At 48.4% G+C, this 22291-nt stretch carries 19 protein-coding genes; 2 read left to right on the top strand and 17 right to left on the bottom strand.

Annotation, left to right across the window (positions count from 1 at the left end; translation table 11 throughout):
• Positions 1 to 18 precede the first annotated feature (18 nt).
• Positions 19 to 1314, bottom strand: coding sequence for a tRNA (N(6)-L-threonylcarbamoyladenosine(37)-C(2))-methylthiotransferase MtaB (gene mtaB / locus SOW26_RS07205; protein WP_320652145.1), 1296 nt, complete (start codon positions 1312 to 1314; stop codon positions 19 to 21).
• Between the two features lie 101 nt (positions 1315 to 1415).
• Between mtaB and SOW26_RS07210 the strand changes: the two genes are divergently transcribed.
• Positions 1416 to 1649: an HPr family phosphocarrier protein gene (locus SOW26_RS07210; RefSeq protein ID WP_154475775.1), complete on the top strand. Its 234-nt coding sequence runs from the start codon at positions 1416 to 1418 to the stop codon at positions 1647 to 1649.
• Between the two features lie 114 nt (positions 1650 to 1763).
• Here the strand turns inward: SOW26_RS07210 and thiI are convergent, their stop codons facing one another.
• The 15 genes from thiI to SOW26_RS07285 form a co-directional block, all read right to left on the bottom strand.
• Entirely contained in the window at positions 1764 to 2948 is a 1185-nt protein-coding gene (gene thiI / locus SOW26_RS07215; protein ID WP_276959430.1) for a tRNA uracil 4-sulfurtransferase ThiI, read from the bottom strand.
• A 10-nt stretch (positions 2949 to 2958) separates the two neighbouring features.
• Positions 2959 to 4119, bottom strand: a complete 1161-nt coding sequence (locus SOW26_RS07220) for a cysteine desulfurase family protein (protein WP_320652146.1) — start codon at positions 4117 to 4119, stop codon at positions 2959 to 2961.
• 3 nt (positions 4120 to 4122) lie between these two features.
• A complete protein-coding gene (locus SOW26_RS07225; protein WP_154475781.1) occupies positions 4123 to 4860 on the bottom strand; it encodes a 16S rRNA (uracil(1498)-N(3))-methyltransferase in 738 nt (245 codons plus the stop codon).
• A gap of 10 nt (positions 4861 to 4870) precedes the next feature.
• The gene (gene prmA, locus SOW26_RS07230; RefSeq protein WP_320652147.1) at positions 4871 to 5845 is read right to left on the bottom strand and encodes a 50S ribosomal protein L11 methyltransferase; all 975 of its coding nucleotides are present in this window, start codon (positions 5843 to 5845) and stop codon (positions 4871 to 4873) included.
• Between the two features lie 119 nt (positions 5846 to 5964).
• A complete protein-coding gene (locus SOW26_RS07235) occupies positions 5965 to 6321 on the bottom strand; it encodes a Spx/MgsR family RNA polymerase-binding regulatory protein (protein ID WP_154475785.1) in 357 nt (118 codons plus the stop codon).
• Positions 6293 to 7801: an ATP-binding protein gene (locus SOW26_RS07240; protein WP_320652148.1), complete on the bottom strand. Its 1509-nt coding sequence runs from the start codon at positions 7799 to 7801 to the stop codon at positions 6293 to 6295. The genes SOW26_RS07235 and SOW26_RS07240 overlap by 29 nt, the downstream gene beginning before the upstream one ends.
• Before the next feature lie 15 nt (positions 7802 to 7816).
• Positions 7817 to 9151: a vWA domain-containing protein gene (locus SOW26_RS07245; protein WP_320652149.1), complete on the bottom strand. Its 1335-nt coding sequence runs from the start codon at positions 9149 to 9151 to the stop codon at positions 7817 to 7819.
• Positions 9152 to 9182: 31 nt separating this feature from the next.
• Complete coding sequence (locus tag SOW26_RS07250) at positions 9183 to 10172, bottom strand: leucine-rich repeat protein (RefSeq protein ID WP_320652150.1); 990 nt, start codon at positions 10170 to 10172, stop codon at positions 9183 to 9185.
• Position 10173: 1 nt separating this feature from the next.
• Positions 10174 to 12000 carry a glutamine--fructose-6-phosphate transaminase (isomerizing) gene (glmS, locus tag SOW26_RS07255; protein WP_320652151.1) on the bottom strand — a complete coding sequence of 609 codons (1827 nt, stop codon included), beginning with the start codon at positions 11998 to 12000 and terminating at the stop codon, positions 10174 to 10176.
• Between the two features lie 182 nt (positions 12001 to 12182).
• The gene (locus SOW26_RS07260; RefSeq protein WP_320652152.1) at positions 12183 to 13679 is read right to left on the bottom strand and encodes a cohesin domain-containing protein; all 1497 of its coding nucleotides are present in this window, start codon (positions 13677 to 13679) and stop codon (positions 12183 to 12185) included.
• Between the two features lie 32 nt (positions 13680 to 13711).
• A complete protein-coding gene (locus SOW26_RS07265) occupies positions 13712 to 15046 on the bottom strand; it encodes an LCP family protein (protein WP_276959446.1) in 1335 nt (444 codons plus the stop codon).
• A gap of 131 nt (positions 15047 to 15177) precedes the next feature.
• The gene (locus tag SOW26_RS07270; RefSeq protein ID WP_276959448.1) at positions 15178 to 16113 is read right to left on the bottom strand and encodes a glycosyltransferase family 2 protein; all 936 of its coding nucleotides are present in this window, start codon (positions 16111 to 16113) and stop codon (positions 15178 to 15180) included.
• A 4-nt stretch (positions 16114 to 16117) separates the two neighbouring features.
• Positions 16118 to 17428: an O-antigen polymerase gene (locus tag SOW26_RS07275; RefSeq protein ID WP_320652153.1), complete on the bottom strand. Its 1311-nt coding sequence runs from the start codon at positions 17426 to 17428 to the stop codon at positions 16118 to 16120.
• Positions 17412 to 18536: an LCP family protein gene (locus SOW26_RS07280; RefSeq protein WP_154475809.1), complete on the bottom strand. Its 1125-nt coding sequence runs from the start codon at positions 18534 to 18536 to the stop codon at positions 17412 to 17414. Before SOW26_RS07280 ends, SOW26_RS07275 begins: the two co-directional genes overlap by 17 nt.
• 46 nt (positions 18537 to 18582) lie before the next feature.
• Positions 18583 to 19986, bottom strand: a complete 1404-nt coding sequence (locus SOW26_RS07285; RefSeq protein WP_276959454.1) for an undecaprenyl-phosphate glucose phosphotransferase — start codon at positions 19984 to 19986, stop codon at positions 18583 to 18585.
• 292 nt (positions 19987 to 20278) lie between these two features.
• Here SOW26_RS07285 and SOW26_RS07290 point away from each other — a divergent pair, with 292 nt between their 5' ends.
• Positions 20279 to 21259 (top strand): glycosyltransferase family 2 protein, encoded by a 981-nt coding sequence (locus SOW26_RS07290; protein WP_276959452.1) that lies wholly within the window; start codon positions 20279 to 20281, stop codon positions 21257 to 21259.
• 184 nt (positions 21260 to 21443) lie between these two features.
• Here the strand turns inward: SOW26_RS07290 and SOW26_RS07295 are convergent.
• Positions 21444 to 22291: L,D-transpeptidase (locus SOW26_RS07295; RefSeq protein ID WP_320652154.1), on the bottom strand; the 848-nt coding region annotated here is incomplete at its 5' end.

The raw sequence follows: 22291 nt of genomic DNA on the forward strand, positions 1-22291 counted from the left end.
TCTATTTAGGCGGAACTCTCAGTTTCCCATGATCTGTGCCGGATCTTTAATTTCTATGGGAATCAGCCGGTTTGTCAGATCCTCCCGGGTCTGCACTCCCACCTTCACATACTCTCTGGTATGCCCTACCTGGTAAGGGGCCTCATTCACAAAAACTTCCTCTTCGATCAACACCTCCTGTGTGGTTCCCAGCAGTCTGCTTTCATAGTTCTGCTTCTTTTTCCGGTTCAGCTCTAAAAGTTCACTGCTTCGATCTGCCTTTGTTCCGTCCGGAACCTGATGTGCCATAGAGGCCGCTCTGGTTCCCTCCCTCTTGGAATATTTGAACACATGCGTTTCGTAAAAATCCATTTCGTCTACAAACCTTTTAGACTCTGCAAACTCTTCTTCCGTTTCTCCCGGAAATCCCACAATAATGTCTGTCGTCAGTGCCGGTTCTGCAAAAAATCGCCTCAGCAACTGACATTTTTCCCGATATTCTCCGGTGTCATAGCGCCGATTCATCCGCTTCAGGGTTGCATCACATCCGCTCTGCAAGGACAGATGGAAATGCGGGCACACTTTTTCCAGCTTCACCAACCGGCTCACAAATTCTTCCGTGATGATCCGGGGCTCCAAAGAACCCAAGCGGATCCGCAAAAGTCCTTCTATCTGATGCAGGCTTTCCATCAGATCTATCAGGGTATCTCCCGTATCCAGTCCGTAGGAGCTTAAGTGAATACCCGTCAGAACGATCTCCTTGCATCCCGATTGTACCAGCTGTCTTGCTTCTTCTTCGATCTGCGCCCTCTTTCTGCTTCTGACTCTTCCCCTTGCAAAGGGAATGATACAGTAAGAACAAAACTGGTTGCATCCGTCCTGTATCTTCATGTACGCCCGTGTGTGGGTGGTCGTATGCCGGATACTCAGTTCCTCGTAGTCCTCTTCCTTTTCCACCTCCGGAACCGCCTGATACAACAGGGTGCTTTCCTCCCTGCTTTGTTCGTATTCTTTCAGGATAGACAGGATGTCTTTTTTTCTGTTATTTCCCACCACAATGTCAATACAGTCATCTATTTCCTTTTGCTCCGTCTGCACGTAGCATCCGCATGCCACCACAATAGCCTCCGGATTCATCTTCCTTGCCCGGTGCAGCATCTGCCTGGACTTTCTGTCCGCCACATTGGTAACCGTGCAGGTATTGATAATGTAAATATCTGCTCCCTCCCGAAAGGGAACGATCTCGTATCCTTCTTTCTCCAGCATCTGCTGGATGGCTTCCGTTTCATAAGCATTGACCTTACATCCCAGATTGTGCAATGCTGCTTTTTTCATAGGTTTTGTTCCTTCCTGGCGATTTCAACTTGTCCTTGACTTTTGCCATCACTCCTCTTAAGATAAAGACGTAAACGATAAAGCAAGGAGGATGATTTTTTATGAAAACAGTACAGATTTCTTTGAACTCGATCGACAAAGTGAAGTCCTTTGTGAACGATATTACAAAGTTTGATTATGATTTTGATCTGGTATCCGGCAGATATGTGATCGACGCCAAATCCATCATGGGAATTTTCAGTCTTGATCTGTCCAAGCCCATCGACCTTAATATCCACGCGGACGATGCAGAGCTGGACGCCGTGCTGGAATCTCTGAAGCCCTACACCATCTAGACGGAACGGTCGGAGTTTTCCTGTCTTTGTCAGCCTCTGATCTTTTTCGCTGTGGTAAACTGCAAGAATCCCTTCCCGGGATTCTTTTTTTATTTCGTGAGATTTCCAGCGGTACTACCTTCCCACCTGCAGGATCTCTGCCGTATCAATAGCCCGCGCCACCATTTCTTCTATTTTTTCCTGCAGGGCTTCCTCCGATCTTCGGATCACCTCCACATTCGGCTTGGTGACCGGATGCTTCGCCACAAAAATGGTGCAGCAGTCCTCAAAGGGCTGGATCGAAGTCTCATAGGTTCCGATCTTTTCAGAGATTTCCACGATCTCCTGCTTATCAAAGCCGATCAGCGGACGATACACCGGAAGGCGACATACGTCGTTGGTGGCTGCCAGACTCTGCATGGTCTGACTTGCCACCTGCCCGATACTTTCTCCTGTGATCAGTCCCAGGCAGCCGTTCCTTCTTGCAAACTCCTCGGCGATCCGCATCATATATCTGCGCATGATGATCGTCAGTTCATCATGCGGACACTGGTCATAAATGTACAGCTGGATCTCTGTAAAGTTGACCACATGGAGCCGTATAGGCCCTGCATATCCTGCGACGATACGCGCCAGATCCACTACTTTTTCCTTGGCTCTCTCGCTGGTATACGGAGGAGCATGAAAATAGACCGCATCCAAAGCCACCCCTCTTTTGGCGATCATATATCCCGCTACCGGGCTGTCTATTCCTCCCGACAAAAGCAGCGTCGCCCTTCCGTTGGTCCCTACCGGCATCCCGCCGGCTCCCGGAATGGTTTGGGAGTATACGTAGATCTCATTGCGGATCTCTACATTTAAGAGGACGTCCGGATGGTGTACATCCACACGTATTTCCGGAAATGCCTCCAGGATCGCCTCCCCCAAATCACAATTGATCTCCATGGAATTTTTCGGATAGCTCTTCCTTGCTCTTCTTGCTTCCACCTTGAATGTGATCTGCTTTTCTTCATACATTTCTTCCATATAGGAAACTACGTCTGCCTGCAATTGTGCAAACCCTTTATCTTCCAGCCGCAGAACGGGACAGATCCCTACCAGTCCAAATACTCTTTTCAGGTGCCGGACCGCTCCTTCATAGTCGTAATCTTCACTGCAGTCCACATAGATCCTGGCCTGGGATTTATAGACCTGGAATTCTCCTTCCACGTCCTTCAGGGCAAGCCTTACCTGCCGGACCAGCGCGTCCTCAAACAGGTATCTGTTTTTCCCTTTGATACCAATCTCTCCGTATTTTAACAAAAATGTACGAAACCTCATTCTTTTTCTCCTATCTGCGTGTGTATCGTCTAAGCATTGGTATTATATTATATAGATTTTCCAGAGTGTAGTCAATCTCTTCTTCTGTCGTAAACTCAGACAGGCTGAACCGCAAAGTGGACTCCCGGTATTCGGCCTTTGCTCCGATCGCTTTCAATACGGAGCTGATCCTGGGATGATTGGACGCACAGGCAGAGCCGGAGGATACAAAGATCCCCTGCTCCTCCAGTGCATGAAGAATGACTTCACTTCTGACTCCTTTAAATCCTGCACTGACGATGTGTGGAGCAGCTTCCTCCCCCTCTCCTCCATGCAGGACCGTGTCGGGAAGGCTTTTGATTCCTTCGGACAGCCTGCTCTTTAATTTCCTCATTTTTTCCGTCTTGCTTTTTCTGCCTTCATAGATCTTCTGTGCCGCCACTCCAAGTCCCGCGATTGCCGGCACATTTTCCGTGCCCGGACGGATGTCTTTTTGCTGCCCGCCTCCATACAAAAGAGGACGGAGTTTGACTCCGTTTTTGATGTACAGGGCTCCCACTCCCTTCGGTCCGTGGATCTTATGGCCACTGACAGAACAAAGGTCTATCTTCTCCGATTTTGGGAACAGCTCATATTTCCCATAGCTCTGGACAGCATCCACGTGAAATAATGTTTCCGGACATTTCTGTTTGATCAGCCTGCCTGCCTCTTCCACCGGCTGTACCGTCCCGATCTCGTTATTGACATGCATCAGGGAAACCAGAACGGTCTCCTCTGTCAACGCTTCCTCCAATTGAGCCAGGGAGATTTTTCCTTTCGGATCCGTAGGAAGGTAAGTGACAGAAAACCCCTCTTCTTCCAAAGCTGCCATAGCCTGAAGCACCGCCGGATGCTCTACGCAGGAGGTGATCAGATGGTTCCCCCTTCGTCTTCCCGCCTTCGCCGCACCGATAATGGCAAGATTATCTCCTTCTGTTCCGCCGGAAGTAAAGAACACTTCCTTTTCTTCCGCCTTCCAAAGCTTTGCCAGGATCCGCTTTGCTTCCCTGATTTCATGCTCTGCCTCCAGGCCCTTTCGATGCAGGGAGGATGGATTCCCATAAGAACGGCACAGTACCTCCTGCATTTTTTCCGCCACTTCCTGATAAGCCCTGGTGGTGGCAGAATTATCCAGATATACTTCTCTTTTCATGCTTTATTCCTCCATTGCAAACATCAGGACAGAAAGAACGGCCAGTCCTGCCGTCTCCGTCCGCAGGATCCGTTTTCCCAGACTGATCCTTTTAGCGCCTGCTTTTTCCGCTTCTTCCACTTCCGCCTGTTCAAAACCGCCCTCCGGTCCGATGAAGATCCCGACGGAACCTGCTTTTGCTGCAAGAGCCATCCTGTTTCTGCTTTCTTCCATTCCCCGCTCCAGTTCATAGGGCAACAGGATCATATCCAGCTCCTCTGCCTGTCTGACCGCCTCTGAAAATGTCCGGACCTTCCCGATCTGTGGAATATAGCCTCTTCCCGACTGTTTTGCGGCGCTCTCTGCGATCTGCTGCCACCTTTTTTGCTTTTTTTCCGCCTTTTTTTCATCCAGCTTTACCACAGACCGTTTCATTTCCACCGGAATCACGGCAAATACACCTAATTCCACCGCTTTTTGTACGATCCACTCCATTTTCTCCTGCTTCGGAAGCCCCTGGAACAGATAGATCCTGGCAGGCAATTCCCGATCCGTTTCCAGACGGTCTTCTATTGCAAGGATTGCCTTGTCTTCCTCATATCGGTCCAGTCGGCAGCGATAGGTGTTGTTATGCCCGTCACTGACGGATATCTGCTCCCCTTCCCGGATCCGCAATACATTCCTGATATGGTTTACGTCTGATCCTTCTATGAAGATCTCTGTTTCTTCCACCTGACATGGTGTCACAAAAAAATGATGCATGTTCTTCCTCTTATCCTGCTGTGTGATCTGTATGCGACTTTCTTCCGATCACCGCTCTCCATTCTCCCTGCCGACAGATGTCTATCACCTGAAGTCCTGCCTGCTCCATGGCCTCTGCCACTGTCTGCTCTTTTCCTTCTATGATCCCGCTGGTAATATACACGCCGTCCTCTTTCAAAAATCTGACAGCAAACGGTGTTAAGAGTACCAGCACATCCGCCAGGATGTTGGAGACCACCACATCGTAGGTTTCATACTTCATCCTGCCGGGAAGCGCCGGATCCTCTATGAGATTTCCTGACAGCACCTCATACTGACAGGATTCTACCTGATTTTCTTCCATGTTTTCCATGGTGGCTGTAATGGCGCAGGGATCCAGATCGATCCCCGTGAAAAACTGTCCGCCAAATTTGACTGCCAGCATTCCCAGGATTCCGCTTCCGCATCCGATATCCAACAGGGTATCTCCTGACTTGATCCACTTTCGCAGCTGGCGGATACAAAGCTGTGTCGTCTCGTGCATCCCGGTTCCAAAGGCTGTTCCCGGATCAATGTGGATGATCATCTTGTCCTTATCTTCCTGCTTGACCGGTTCCCAGGAAGGCGTGATCAGGATATCATCAATATAAAACTGGTGGAAATACTGCTTCCAGTTATTGACCCAGTCCACATCCTCCGTCTCCGATTCTTCTATCTCTCCATTTCCCACATCGATAAAAGAAGCCAGTTCTTTCAGACCTTCCTTTACCGCTTTCAATATCTGCTCTTTCCCCTCTTCCTCCTCCAGATAAAAGGTTACTACCGCTTCCTCCCTCTCCTGTCCGGTCTCCGGAAGAATATCCACAAACATCTGTGCCTTTTCTTCCCGGGTCATGGGAACACTGTCCTCTACCTGCACTCCCTCTATTCCCAGTTCCATTAATTTATCAATGACCAGATCCTCTGCCGCCACCGTCGTATGGAGACGAAATTGTTTCCATTTCATCTTTCTCCCTCCCTTATCCTGCCTTGCTTTTTACCGGAAGTTCGCTGCTTCCGGACAGCCTGTCCCTACACAAAGACTGCTTCCTGTGTCTTTTCATGTTCTCACAGGGATCCCTTGGTTTACAATCCCATCTCCAGCCACTCTTTTTCCTTGAATCCGGTTCTGATTCCGGCATCTCCTACGATGACGGGCCTTTTTACCAGCATTCCGTCTGTTGCCAGAAGATCATATTGCTCTTCTTCCGACATGGAAGGCAGTTTATCCTTCAACTGCAGCTCCTTATAAAGGTTTCCGCTGGTATTAAAAAATCTTTTCAGGGGCAGTCCACTTTTTTTGTGCCACTGCTCGATCTCTTCTCTGGTGGGCCGATCCAGTTTGATGTCTCGTTCTTCAAAGGCAATTCCCCGGTCCTCCAGCCATTTTTTTGCTTTTTTACAGGTAGTACACTTAGGATAATGTATGAATAGTAAACTCATCTTCTTTTTCTCCTTCCAGATCTTTGATCTCTTCCATAATCGTTTGATGCTGCTCTTCTGTTAAAAGTTTTTTGTTGTACAGAAAATACTTCTCACACAGATGGTCTTTCAGGTAATACAGGCTGTAAGATCCGCTGTTGAGGCTGGTAACAAACACTACCATCTCCTGGCTGTCTCCAAATGCTTCCTCCAGAAAATCAAAGGCAGTATCCAGAGAGCGCTGAACGGTTTCCTCTATCTTCTCCAACTGCAGAAGGTCTTTTTGGAAGAAGGCTTTTACGCTGTCCGGTTCCGGCAGATCACTGCCGCTTTTCATCCGCTGCATATCTTCCAGTCTGTCCTGAACCCTCCTGTGCAGATGCCTTTCTTCCGGGAACAGGGCTTCCTCCCTGGTTTGTTTTTTTAGCCACTGTTCTCTTTCTTCCAGGATCTGACAAAGGGAACTCCCTTCCTTGCATCGGCGCAGTTCTTTGTGAAGCTCGGTCACATAGTCCATCTGCTCTTTGTAGCGTCTGAACCACTCTTCCATTTTTCCGTACAAAAGATTTACGATACTGAGTCTTTCGTCAAAGGGGGCATATTTCAGCTTCTCTATCGTTTCTTTCCCATATCCGCCTTCCAGTACTTTCTCCAGGCCATAATCTTTTTTGTATTTTGCGTACAGTTCCAGATAGGCCGCAAAATCTTTTGCGATCTTTTCATGCTGCAAGTATTGCCGGATTACCTGTACATCTACTTTTTTCCCCAGATCTTCATATACAAACAACAGTTGGGACAGATCCTCCCAGCCCCGAGCCGTCACAAAAGCCGTCCCATCCACTGTTGTTTCTACGACATAGAAATAGTTTTTCCGCAGCTCCAGATATGCCAGGATCGCAGGATGGATCCCTGCCTGATGTGCATATTCCTTCCAGGCCGGATAGTTTTCTTCCACCTCGATCCATTTGACCCGGTCCAGAGTCACCACATCAAACTCCCGCACGGATTTGTTGTACTCCGGAGGATTTCCCGCCGCTGCGATCACCCAGCCTTCCGGAAGTTTCTGATTTCCGAAGGTTTTACACTGCAGAAACTGCAGCATGGTAGGCGCCAGAGTCTCCGACACGCAGTTGATCTCATCGATAAACAGGATCCCTTCCGCCTTTCCCGTCTGCTCTATTTTCTCGTAGACGGAAGCCAGGATCTCACTCATGGTGTAATCCGTTACCGAGCAGGTCTTTCCTGCGTACACCCTTTCCCGGATAAAGGGAAGCCCCACTGCACTCTGCCTGGTATGGTGGGTGATGGTATAGGAGACCAGGTTTACCCTGCACTCTTTTGCCACCTGCTCCATGATCTGGGTTTTCCCGATCCCCGGCGGTCCCATCAAAAGGATCGGCCTCTGACGGATGGCCGGGATCTTATAGTCCCCGTATGCATCCTTTGCCAGATAGGCCTCCAGGGAATCTTTCATTTCTTTTTTTGCTCGTTTTATATCCACAATTTCTGTTCCTTTCTATCCATTCCACTCCTCTTCCTCCAGGATCAGCCGGATGGCCCACGGCGGTACAGATTCTTCCTGATAATCCTGTTTCATAAATACAAAAGCCGTCTGATAGGGAGGTTTTCGGGCGGGGTAGATTCCTTTTCCATCTGTAAAATAGATCAATCCTCTCAGCTTATGAAATTGCTTCTCTGCCACCAGCTTTTCCACATACGCAAATGCCGGTCGAAAATCTGTCCCTCCCTCGCCTACAAGTCGAAATCCTTCCATATATGTTTTCAGTTCTCCTGCCGATGTGATCCGGTCATCTGACCGGATCTGATCGTCGCACTGCAGGATGCGGATATGGATATTCCTGAAATAGCTTTCCTTTTGTGCCAAAATGTCATAGGTCTCTTCCAGAAACCGGCGGACTGTCTCTCCCGAACAGGACATGGAGGTATCTACCACGATCACAAATTCCTCGATCTTTTCTACCTCTTTCCATTCCTGCGGCTCGATCAGCGGCATATTCCCATAAAGAGACAGGCCATAGGTATAAAATCCATAATCAAAAGAATCTTCATCCATCTGCACTTCTTCTTTCAGCACTGCAAACTTTCTCAGGAACTCCCGGTAATCATACCGCTTTCTGTTTTCTATCTGAAGCTGCTTCACTACGGGTTTGCTGGAATCGGCTGATTCTTTCGCAAAAGTCTCCACATCCGTCTGGGTCTGCTCCGAAAGCTGCCGCCAGCGGTTCTCCATCTCCCTGGATTTTTCATCCTCTTCCTTTGGCCAGAAGCTGTGGCTGTCCCGGTGGAATTCCTCTTCCAGACGAAACATCTCCTCTTCTGAAAGTTCCCATTTCTTCAGCTTCTCATAGATTCTTTCAGCGGTAAGTACCTTCCCGGCATCCTCCAGTCTGTGATATGTCTGTCTTCTGAGCCAGGCCCGGCCTCTGCGAAGAGGCGGATGGTTCAGACTTTCGATAATGGATTCCACCGCAATATCACAGGCCAGAAAATACAGTCGCTCTTCCCGCCCTTTCCTTCTGGTGAGATGATAAAACAGGCAGTGTAACACCGTATGCAGGTAAAGCCGATTGACCTGTATCGGTTCCTTGCGGTAAAGGGTACACAAAAAAGCCGGGTGGAAATAAAGGACAGCCCCGTCTGTTCCCACTCCCTGCTCCTGCCAGTCGGCCTGCGGCAAAAGAGCAGAAAACGCCATATCCAGAAAGCGCATACTAAAATAAAGCTTCGTTCTGGAAAGCTGCAGAATCTTTCTTGCCACCTGCTCTTCTCTTTCCCGCCAGCCCGTCCCTTTCCCTTCTGCTATTTTCTCACCGATCTTCTTTCTTTCCATCCGCTTCCTTTCAGAAGGCTGTCCGTTTTTCTCAAAGAGAAAACCGTTCCTGCAGCCGACTGCCTTTCGTCTGCTTCCTCTTTTCTTCCAGCAGATATCCTGCCGCTTCCGGCAGACGGTACTCTCCCGCAAGCCGGACGGCAGCTGCCAGCGCCTCTTCTTCCGGCTGTATTTCTCTGACCAAAAACCGGATCCCGTCTATGTCTGCCCTCTCCAGCATCATCCGGATTCCCTGTTCAAATTTTTCTTTCACAAAGACAGTATACATCTTTTTTGCTTCCTCTCCAAGTCGAAAAGGAAAACGCAGACGGTTGACGGCAAGCTTTACCGTGGTCTTTCTCTCTTCCTCTGCCTTTGCATGAAAAAAAGCCAGATCATATTTTCCATAGTCCAGGGTCCGGTCATAAAAGCACTGCCTGTAGTATCCTCCGGATCCGTGATGCCTGGTAAACAGCAGTCTGGCAGGTGTATTTTCTACCGCTTCCTCATAATGCTCGGGAAACAGGACCCTTGCCCTTCCCTGCACCTCTTTTGTGTCATAGACCAGAGTAGCGTCTATGGAAAACCGTACCTCATCCACAATAGACTTCAGACAGTTTTTTTCTCCTTCCCAGTGATAGATCTCAATCTTTTCCGGCGCACATCCGGTAAATACACCGCCTCCGACTTCCTGAAGCCTGTCGGAAAGAGTCAATTTTTTCAGGTTTTTACAGCGATAAAAGGCGTACCTTCCCAGATGGGAGACAGAGGCGGGAAGCCAGACTTCCCGTACCTCCTCCCCAAACACAGGATGTACCCCTTCTTCTTTCCAGTTCTGTGGATTCCTCCAGATCCGGCTGTCCTTTCCTGCCTGCCAGGAGGAAAACGCATATGCCTTGACAGACGTCACTGCCCTGCCGCAGATCTCATCCGGCAGGATCAAGATCCCGTCTACAGATTTGCAGCCCAGGATCATCACGCCGTCTTTTCCTTCTTCGTAAAGAACCTCCGGACAGATCTGCCCCTGCTGTTTCTCCCACATGTTATTCCACCGTAACCGACTTTGCCAGATTTCTCGGCTTGTCCACATCGCAGCCTCTTCCTACTGCAATATAGTATGCAAACAACTGGAGTGGTATGATGGCGAGAGAATTGGTGAAATAAGGACTGGTCTCCGGAATATAAACGGTATAATCCGCCGATTTTTCCGCTTCCAGGTTCCCTTCCAGCGTCACGCCCATAACGAATGCGCCTCTGGTACGTACCTCTTCCATATTGCTCATGATCTTTTTGTACAGTTCTTTCTGGGTTACCAGGGATACCACCAGCGTTCCTTCCTCCACCAGGGAAATCGTTCCGTGTTTCAGCTCTCCCGCCGCATACGCTTCTGAATGGATATAGGAGATTTCTTTTAGTTTTAAAGATCCCTCCATGGAGATGGCATAGTCGATCCCTCTTCCGATGAAAAAGATATTCTTGGCTGCCAGATACCGGTTTGCAAACTTTTGTATCTTTCCCTGGTTGTTCAGCAACATTTCCACCTGTGTCGGCAGCGCCTTCAGTTCATCTATCAGCTCTGACAACATTTCCCTGCTGATCTCATTTCTCTCATACGCAAACTTCATCGCCAGAAGATAGACAGCCGTAAGCTGTGCGGAATACGCCTTGGTAGTTGCCACTGCGATCTCCGGTCCCGCCCAGGTATACATCACGTTGTCCGCTTCTCTTGCAATGGAACTTCCCACTACGTTTACGATCCCCAGTACTCTTGCTCCCTGCTTTTTCGCCTCCCGGAGAGCTGCCAGAGTATCTGCCGTCTCCCCCGACTGGCTGATGACCACTACCACAGTCCTGTCGTTTAGAATCGGATTTCTGTAGCGAAATTCCGAAGCCACGTCCACTTCCACCGGGATCCTTGCCATATCCTCAAAAATATATTTGGCGGTATGCCCCACATGGGAAGCGGAACCACAGGCTACGATCATGATCTTCTCCACCTGTCTGATCTCTTCCGGGGACATTCCCAGTTCTTCAATAATGATCTCACCGTTTTTCAGCCGGGGAGAAAAGGTATCTGCAATGGCTTTGGGCTGCTCATACATTTCTTTCAGCATAAAATGTTCATATCCGCCCTTCTCCGCCGCATTCACATCCCACTCGATATGCGTTGTCGCCTTCTGAATGGGCTCTTCATCTACCGTATAAAACTCCATATCCTCCTTCGTCATCCGCACGATCTCTTCATTTTCAATAAAAACCACGTCTCGTGTGTATTTCAGCACTGCCGGTACGTCAGAGGCCAGAATATGTCCGTCTTTTGTCTTCCCTACGATCAGAGGACTGTCTTTTCTTACGGCATACAACTCCGTCGGATGCTCCTTGAAGATGATCCCCAGCGCATAGGAGCCTTCCATCCGGTGCATGATCTTTGTGACCGCTTCCAGCGGATTGCCCTTGTAATAATAGTCCAAAAGATGGGCGATCACTTCCGTATCTGTCTCGGATACAAACACATATCCCTTCTTTTCCAGCTTTTTTTTCAGCTTCAGATAATTTTCAATAATCCCATTATGTACCACCACGATACTTTCTTCCCGGTTAAAATGAGGATGGGCGTTCACATCGGAGGGCGAACCGTGCGTGGCCCACCTGGTATGGCCGATCCCCACCGTTCCCTGAAGCATTTCTCCGTCGTGAGTCAGCTCTTTCAATACCTTCAGTCTTCCCCTGGATTTGGCCATCAGGATCTTATCTTCCGAATAGACTGCGACTCCCGCCGAGTCATAGCCCCTGTATTCCAGCTTGGACAGTCCGTCCAGAAGGATCGGCGCCGCCTGTGATTCTCCTATATATCCTACAATTCCACACATGTTATCGTTTCCTTTCTTCTCTGTTTGTACAAACATCCGTTTTTTTTGCACTATCATACAGATTTTACCAAATTTTCTTTTAAAAGTAAATGAAAAAGAGGAGGGCCTCCTTCCGGATCACGCCTCCCCTTTTCTTTTCGTCAAAGGCCGCCTGTATCATCAGCCGTTTTACAGATTGCTCCCTAATCCAGATCTACAAAATCCACCTTGAAGGTATCGTCGTCCTCCATATGCCCTCTCTTTTTCTTGGGCTGATTGCTCAACAGATCGTCCAGATCATCGATCATCTCGTCTTCTTCATCGTAGTTTTCATATGGCGGATATGCTTCTGTTTTGAATTTGTCTTCCGGATCCTCTTCCTCTGCGAAGTCGTCCTCGGTAAACTCATCCATCTCTGCAAAATCTTCAAAGTCGTCTTCTTTAAACTCTCCCTTTACCGGTCTGCGCACCGCCGGGCCCAACGCCTTTCCTCCCACTGTTTCTCTTGCCGGAGTTTCCAAGGCTTCTTTCGGTTCCTCCTCCATATCGATCCCATATTCGTCATAAAGATCGTCCAGTTCCAGGTTTCTGTGGCGAAGCTTCACAGCCACAACAAGAAGGAGCAGAAGAAGCAGGGCAAATAAGGCTGCCACGCCGATTCCTACCAGCTTCAGATGATTTTCCACAAAATCCAACACTTTTCCCAGAAGTCCTGTCCTGGCCGTCTTGGTTTCCTGACTGCTGTCTGCCGTAGGCGCCGTATATCTTTGATACGTTTCATCCACCGTATCATACCGGTACAGCCCTTTGGTTCCGTCTGAATTTAACGCATACACCACATAATAGTCCGGTTCATCCATATTCTGCCATGCTGCAAAATCTTTTCCATTCAGTGTCAAAGTCGTTTCCTGATAGTTTTTGGAAAGCTTCACAGAACCGTCGTTGCGAAGAAGTACGATATATCTCTCCTGAGACAGCAAAACCTGCTCAAAAGGCTGAAAGCTTCCTTTTTCTTTGTCATACAGGAAGAAATCGCTGTCTCCCCCATCCACAGGTGTCAGATAAAATGCCGACAGTCCGCTGGCTTCCTGCGTCACCACCTGACAGGTCTCTCCCTCGTAACTCATCTCTCCTTTGGTGAATCCCTGAGGAATGATACTGTCTGAAAAGTCGTTGCTGATATTGTAAGAAGTTCCGTCCACTTCCACTTTCGGTCCGTCTCCCGACGCTTTGGAGGTGGAAGTCTCTTTGTCTTCTTTGATCTTGGAAGGATCTCCTGCTGCGATCGTAACGGTAGAATTGCCATCTGTGATCTGCATGGCCGCTCCCGATGTATCTTTTGCTTCAGAACTGGAAACCTCTATTTTGGCAGATCCCTCTTTCAGCGCCTGAAATTTCAGTCGAAACGTCAGCTTGGAACTGCTGCCGCTTCCCGTGATCGTAAGATTTCCGTCTCCTCCTGTCGTCTGGTCTCCGCTGATAAACTTCAGCATGGAAGCGTCATAGTTCAGTTTGATATTGGCGGAGCTGATATTGGAAGAAGAACCCAGGTTCGCCTCCACCTCCACCTCATCTCCTACCTTTGCAGACGGGTCTGAAAACCACAGCTCCGCAGTTGCCGCATGCACTGTCAGCAGGCTGCCGCAAAACAGTACGCATAACATCATCCATGCCACAATCGTTTTTCTCATTTTTTTCATTCCTATCCTTCTCCTTTTTTATACTTCCCCTGTTAGTATTGCGATGCCTGGTCCGCAAAGTTCTGTGGTGCATTTCCGCCGCCCGTGACATCTGTGCCTCCACTTTGATTTCCGCCGGTTCCGCCTCCGGTACCGGTTCCGGTTCCCTGGTTATACTGCTGACTGGTGTCGGTGTTAGAATTATTGTAATTGCCGGTATTTTCCAGAGTGCCCTGATTGTAGTAATACTGGCCGTTATTATAGGTCTCCTCCGGCTGCTTCATGATCTCCTGATTCATCTCATTGGAATCCGCATTACGATCTCCTGCTTTGGACAGGATCTTTCCGTTGATCCCTGCTACCGTGGAGGATGGAGAATAGTCTACGCTGTTCCCGTAAAGAAATTTGTGCAGCTGGATCACATTGTCCTCCAGCGTAACCGGGATGACTACGCTTCCCACCTCATTTAAGGTGTCTGTCGTCTTATCAAAAGGAAACCCTGTCATCTCCCCTAATTTATAAGAAAATGCATCTTTCGCATAATCAAAGATCTCTGCAATCGTAAAGTTGGTGGATACCTGCGGAAATACCTTGTCAATGATCTTATTGATCTGGGGAAGGCTGGCATGCTGCAACTTCTTGATGATCTCGCTTAGCACCACTCTCTGTCTCTCCGCGCGCTTGAAGTCGTCTCCCGCCGTGTAACGGATCCTGGAATAAGCTGTGGCCTGGATCCCGTTCAGCGTCTGCACTCCCGTGGCCTGTACCTGCTGAGATGTCTTCCCTGTTACCCGCATGATCTCATCCGAATATCCGTTGATCAGCTGAACCTCGTCCTCCTGTACATCGATCTCCACGCCGCCTACCGCATCGATCACATCGATCATGGCATTGAAATTGACTGTTACATAATGCTCGATGTCCAGATCCAGATTCTTGTTCAGCATGGCAATGGCTTCCTGCGGTCCACCGAAGGAATACGCTGCATTAGCCTTGTTCAGGCTTCCGTCATCCTGCTCCAGAAGCGTATCCCGGTACACGGATACGATCTTAACCTCCAACGTCTCCCGGTTCAGACTGGCCACCATGATGGCATCGCTTCTAGTGTCCTCATCCAGCTTGTTGTCCCTGGAATCCACTCCAAACAACGCTACGTTTAGATAACCGGTTCCCCGCTCTCTTGCTTCCTTGGAAACATTCAGCTTCTCAGGATTCAGTACTGTCGTCTCCATTTTTGACAGCTTACTTGCTAAAAGAATCGCCCCTGCGGCTGCTACAAGAGCCAGGGTTCCTCCAAAAATGGCTCCAATTTTCTTTCCCAGCGACCATGAAGAAAATCCCCTCTTCTCTCTTCTTCCTCGTCTGTAACGTCTTCTCCTCTTCGCCATTATTGATTGTCCTTTCTGTTCTTTATACATATCTGTATCATTTTACATTATTTCTTTGATAACTTCAAGAAAAACAGGGGAATTCCCCTGTGCCGCCTGTTTTCCTTTCTTTTTCTTCGGTATCTGAAACTTTAAACGGCTTTTTTCTTCTTCCAGTACCACCCACTCCCAGAACACCGGCGTACCAGCCACATGGGCAGCTTTTTATAGCGTTTTCCCAACTGATATCCTAAAAACTTACATCCGGTCTTGTAGAAAAATGGCAGGAGAAGGTAAAACCTTCCGCTGGTAAGCAAATGCCTCGCCGTTTTCTTTACCAGACGGATTCCCTCTCCTTCCGAAGAAACCTTTGAAAAAATCTCCGGGTGATCCGCCTGGGAAACTCCCATGTCAAAATTTCTCCGAAACTGCTGAACCCCGGAATAATTGTGGGAATGTACCACCTTTGCCTCTGCCGTATAAGCTACCTTCCCTCCCTTTTCCAGTAGTCTTGCAGCAAAGATCATATCCTCGTTAAAAATTGCTTTCCTGGGAAAGCCTCCCACATACTCATAGATATCTCTTCTGTAGGCCGCGCACACATCGGAGCAGAAAAATGTCTTGATCCCAAGTTCTTCCAGGTCCTCCCCGCTCTTTACACGTGACGTTTCCGGGTAGTTAAACTGTCTGGTATACCGCTCTATTTCATCACAGTCCTCACAGGGAAGCTGCCTTCCATAAGATACCCCGATCTTTCCATCCTCCCAGAAGGGCCTAAGAAGCGCCTCTAGCATCTTCTCGTCATGCGGGACTGCATCCTGCGTTAAAAAAGTCAGAATGGGCGCATCTGAAAGCTGAAACGCCAGATCTCTGGTTCCCCCATGGTCAAACTGATCCTGAGGGATCTCGTGTACTTTCACCCCCGGGATCTTATAGAAATCCTCCGGAAAATAATCCGATCTTGTATTGATCAAAAGAATATGGCGGATAGGATAGCTTTGACGTCCCAATCGCCTTATGATCTCTCTCACCCTCTCATCAGGGCGATAGGTCAGGATAACCACGTCCACTGTTACCGGTGTTTTCATCCATCTATCCTCTCTTTTCTTTCTTGTCCCAGCCTACTGCCACATATATGATTCCCGTCAGTAGAAACCACAGCCAGGTTGCCGGATTGCTGAACCAGGTGGTAAAAAAGGAGAATCCCAGATAGATGGCCAGTTGTCCATAAAACAGGCAGGCAATGGGATTATCGCTTTTCTTCACGAAATTCATCAGTTTTTTGGAAATCCACCCCAGGACCGCCGCAAAAAGAAATACCCCTGCCACGCCAAAATCATAGTATGCATCATAAAACAGGGTCAATGTGGTGAGCTCCGGTTTTGTGATAAAGATCGGCAGACTGGCAACCTGCGGAAAATGGAACTTCAGACCGGTCAGCACAAAAAACGGGAACAGCATACGCAGTCCGAAGGAATGCCCTGTCAGTCCCTTTACCAGTACATTAAAGTTGTCATAGTTGTTCGTGATATAAATATAAGGCTGAGAAATAAACAACGGCGTTCCGGTCCATTTCATGGCAAAGATCCTGTTGATGTATTCCAGATCATGCTGTCTGAGCAGCGTGGAGATCACATAAACCGGCAGGATCACCGCCAGAAGCTTTGCCATCATTTTTAAAGACATGCCCTTTCTGGTCATGATATAGGTGATCAGCGCAAAAGAAACTGCAAACACCAGCTGGAAATGCGATAGGCAAAGAGCCGGGATCAGGATCGCCATACTGTTTATGACAGCCAGCAGTCCCCCTCTCGTCCTTTTCTTTTTTTCTGCGATCCTGCTATACAGCACTGTCATGGCCGGAATCAGGATGCAGCTTAGTGTCAGGCTGTGAACGCCTGCCATATGGAGTTCCGAGTAAGCCAGATTTTTAGAAGCCAGAATGGGCAGGAATCCAATGTGGCTGATCTCTATCACAAAGCAAATGGCTGACACAAAAAACAGTACCAGAATACACACGAACATCCGATCCGCCCGCCTTTGCTCTCTGTCCGGCTCTCTGTCTTCTATCTCCTGGTAGTTTTCTTTCCATTCATATCCGATCCCAAAGCCAATATACGCCAGAAAAAAGCAAAGCCAGGTCAGATAATGCCAGTCCGTCTGAATTTCAGACAATTTGAGGCAAGCCAGCCCCTGCCCTCCGATCCAGGCCAGGCTAAACAAGGCGCGCAGCTCTACTAGCTTTTTGCTTTCTCTGACCAGGTGGATGTAAAGATACAGGGCTTCTCCCATTAAAATCAGACCGGACAGTATATAAAGTCCTGCCAAAGACGCAATATAGCTGGCAAAATATGCCAGCATATATGTTCCGTATTCCATTATGATCTTATTGCGATTCCTCATTTGACGCTTCCCCTCCAAAGCTTGTCTGCATCTCTAATGTATCTTCTGTGATTCCGGTCAGGGATATAATATCCGAATGAACTTCCCAGACTTTGGAAGAAGGCTCATACAGCTCGTCCCCGAACAGCGCCGCATGCAGACGTTTTACATTATCCGCCATGTTAATGGGGACTACATAGGATCCTTCGTGGTCCGCCACCTCTTCACTGGTAGTGACAGAATAAGGGAAGCCGGAGGTTTCCACAATGTTATATTTTGCAGCGTTTGCCGCAAATCCCAGCATATTGGGAAGGGTAAGGTTGGTAGAAATCTGCGGAAACACCTTATCTACGATCTTGTTCAGCGTAAAGAGATTTGCCTTCTTCGCCTTCTCCGCCACCTTTTCCAGTACGATCCTCTGACGTTCTGTCCGTTTAAAGTCATTTCCTTCCGTATACCGGATACGGGCATAGGACACCGCATGGACGCCGTCCAGCAGCTGAACCCCCGCCTCTTCTTTGATATCCTTCATTTCCTGCCCCACTACCTTGGACGTTTCTGCCGCATACCCGTTGGTATAGAACGCTTCTTCTGCCGTCAGGTTGACCTCAATCCCGCCCAGCTCATCGATCACATCCACCAGCGCGTTAAAGTTGACGCTGACATAACTCTGGATATCCAAATCCAGATTCCGGTTCAACATACTGATAGCTTCCTGAGGTCCTCCCATAGTGTAGGCAGAATTCGCCTTTTCGTAGCTTCCATTCGACTGCTGCAGCAGTGTATCTCGAAAGACAGATATGATCTTCACATCATTCGTCTGATTGTTGATGCTGGCGATCATAATGGTATCGCTTTGCACTCCGCCGTCCAACTCCCCTTCCCTGGAATCCAGACCAAACAAGGCAATGTTGGTGTACTCTCCGGTGTCCTTATACACCTCCAGCTTTTCTTTGTCCAGTGTCCTGGTATCCAGCATATCCAGCTTGAAGATCCCGTAGGCCACCACGCACAAGACGGACAATATGATAAGTTCAGATATCAGGATAAACGCCCGCTTTCTTCCCCTTTTTTTTCTCAGCTTTCTGCGTTCCTTCTCCGTCATTCTGTCTGTATGTTTTCTACTCATCCTGCTTCTCCTTTAACTGTCTGTATCTTCCTCTCAAAGGGATACGCTAGTATGCATTTTTATTGATGAACCCTTTAAAAAATGTCAGGAACAAGATTTTAAAATCAAATCCCATGGTCCAATTTTCAATGTAGTACAGATCATGCTCGATCCTTCCGCTGATAGAGGTGTCGCCTCTGTATCCGTTTACCTGCGCCCAGCCGGTCAGCCCGGGTCTCACCTGGTGTTTGATCATATACCTGGGGATTTCTTCCTTAAACTTTTCCACAAACTGCGGGCGTTCCGGGCGCGGCCCCACCAGACTCATGTCCCCCTTCAGCACATTGATAAACTGTGGAAATTCGTCGATACTGGTCTTCCGTATAAATCTTCCTATAGGGGTCACTCTCGGATCGTTTTTCACAGTCCAGCCCGCCTTTTCGGCAGATGCCTCCTGTACCACCATCGAGCGGAATTTGTACATAGGAAAAGGACGGTTCTGAAGTCCGATGCGCACCTGCTTAAAGATCAAAGGTCCCGGTGACGTCACCTTGATAATGACAGCTACCGCCAGCATGATCGGCGAAAACAAAATCAGTGCCACAAGAGCACCAAAAATATCCACGATCCGTTTCATAAACCCATTGAAAGGATTGCTCAAGGGCACCCTTCGGATATTGATCACCGGAAGTCCCTGCAGATCTTCCGTGTAAGGCTTGGTAGGGATGATATTGTTATAGTCCGGTATAAATTTGGTATGTACTCCTGATTTTTCGCACATTCCCACAATATGAGCCAGCTTATGATACTCTGCCAGTCCCAGGGCAATGGCAATCTCATCCAGCTTGTTTTCCGGCAGTACCACCTGCAGATTTTCCGTGCGTCCCAGTACCTTGACTCCTTTGTACTCTCCTCCTCTGGGAACATTGTCCGCCAGGATCCCTCGGATGATATACCCCCACTCCGGATTGGCTTTGATCCGGTCGATATACTGCTCTGCCGCCCGGCTATAGCCGATCACCAGGATATGTTTCTGGTTGTATCCTTTCCTTCGCAGATCCCGCAGACCTTCCCGGATCAGGTTCCGGACAGTGATCTCCACAAACACATTCACACAAAAAAAGATGAAGATCATGGTTCTGGAGATATCGGAATATTTCAGCAGATACAGCCCCAGGATAAACAGAAGCAGCCCGATTCCATTGGCCTGGATGATATTCCATGCTTCCAGTCGTCTTCCCTGTACCCGCTTTGGTGTGTAAAGCTGAAACAAAAAGTACAGCAGCAGGTAGACCGGAACGATGGCCACAAGGATCTTAGCGTACTCCTTCAAGGAAAAAAACCAGGGATCCAGTTGGAAGATCCCGCTCTTAAATCGCAGATACCATGCAGATATATAAGAAAAAACGATTACGATGCCGTCCAACACCACGTGCAGTCTGTTTAGTAGCTTCTGATTATCCTTAATCACGTAATTCACCTGTTTTCTTAAGATTCTGTAGCATTTGACAAGAAAAATCATAAATGTCAACAAACATCATACAATATTTTTCCTCCTACGACAACCCATTGCACATGATTTTCTCTTAACACTTTCTTAATAATTGTAATATTTGCGAAACACTTATTTCTTCTCCGCTGCCACTTTCATCCTTTTTTCCGGGAGGGATTCCCTCTTCTTTTCCATTTTTTTATAGAACATTTTTCTGTTCTTTGTTATACTGACATCAGTATTTTATGGAAAGAAGAATGAGGCAATGAACATGAAAGTAACGATCGTGATCCCAAACTATAACGGAAAGCATTTTATGGAGCCCTGCCTTGCGTCTCTGATGCGGCAAACCTACAGGGATTTTGATATTCTGGTAGTAGACAACGCGTCCTCCGACGGCAGCGTATCCTACATGAAGGAGCACTATCCCCGAATCCGCCTGATCTGTCTGGAAAAAAACTACGGCTTCAGCAAGGCTGTCAACACCGGGATCTGCCACAGCACCACTCCTTATGTCATTCTTCTGAACAATGACACCACGGTGGATCCTGACTATGTAAAGGAAATGGTGGCCGCCATAGAACAGTCTCCTTCCATCTTTTCCGTCAGCAGCAAAATGATCCAGATGTATCACCCGGATCTGATCGACAGTGCGGGAGATCTTTATACCCTCCTTGGATGGGGCGTATGCCGGGGCAGCGGACGTCCGGTTTCAAATTATAGCAAACCGGATGTTGTCTTTACCGCCTGCGCCGGAGCCGCCATCTACCGCAGAGATGCCTTTCAGCGTATCGGGCTCTTTGATGAAAGCCACTTCGCCTATCTGGAGGATATTGACATCGGATATCGTGCAAGGATCTACGGATATCAGAACCGCTACTGTCCTACCGCCCTGGTCTTTCATGTAGGCAGCGGGACCAGTGGTTCCAAATATAATTCCTTCAAGGTAAAGCTGTCTGCCCGCAACAGTGTTTATCTGAATTACAAAAATATGCCGTTTTTGCAGCTTTTGCTGAACAGTCCCTTCCTTCTCTTGGGCTATCTGGTTAAATATGCCTTTTTTGTCAGGATCGGTTACGGCAAAGATTACCGAAAGGGATTGTCCGAGGGGATCCGCACCCTTTCCACGCAAAAAAAAGTACCCTTTCAGCCCTCTCATTTTTTCCATTACTGTCAGATCCAATGGCAGCTGATTCGGTATACCTTTGATTATGTGAGAGACTGGTTTTCCCGAAAGCTGTTTCACAGATAATCTCTCTTCTCCAAAACACTGCCGCAGGCGTTTTGTCCTATAACTCGCAGGCGATCCTTTTTCCTTCTTATTGATCGCCCGCCATTTATCCTGACAGCTAAAAAGACCCGTCGGAGAATACGCCTCCGGCTCGGGTCTTTTTTTTGAATATCTGTTTGTTCTTTTCTGCAGATGCTCTGTGCTTTTAGTAGGTTACAATAGTAGTTCCGTAAGGAACAACGTCATAGATCCATTTTGCACACTCGATGGGAAGACGTACACACCCGTGAGAGGTGCCGATTCCAAGCCGTCCGTCCCAGAGCCGCCCGTTACTCTTCAGGTAAGGCAGAGAATGGAACAGATAATCTCCATAGATCTGGGTGTACCAGTACAGGCGCACTCCGCCTGAATCAAAATGATGTCCCTTACTTCCCACGTGGAACACACCTTTGACTGTGGGGGTTCCCGGTGCTCCCGAAGCGCAGTCCCAATACTGTACATTGCTCCAGTTGCCCTGGGATCCATGGAAGATCGCCACCTTGTTGGCGGTACAGTCTACCAGGATCAGGTAAGGCGTGGGGCTGGAATATCCGTTGGCTCTTACCTGCATGGAATACAGGTAAGATGGGATCCATCTCCCGGAAATATCCAGCCAAAAAGAACCAATATATCTGTTTTTGGCCATCGTCCCATGTCCAAATCCATATCCATCCCCTTCATAATACAGATAGTACCAGTGTCCCTGAATCTGTTGCCAGCCGGTAGCCATACGTCCGTCTCCCGGGAAAAAGTAATACCACTCTCCCGCCACGTAAGTCCAGCCTTCTGCCATGCATCCGGAGGAATGGAAATAGTAATAATTTCCTGAAATAACTTTCCAGCCATTTTTCTCCATTCTGTTTCCGCTTTCCGGATTCAGATAGTACCAGCCGCCGGCCACCTGTATCCAGCCGGAGACTTCCAGACCGTTATCTCCCAGATAATACCAGTCCTCTCCCTTTTTCAGCCAGCCTGTCCTCATAGCTCCCGCGGCGTCAAAATAGTAGGTTTTCC

Source organism: Suipraeoptans intestinalis (genome assembly GCF_034091795.1).
Taxonomy (GTDB): domain Bacteria; phylum Bacillota; class Clostridia; order Lachnospirales; family Lachnospiraceae; genus Suipraeoptans; species Suipraeoptans intestinalis.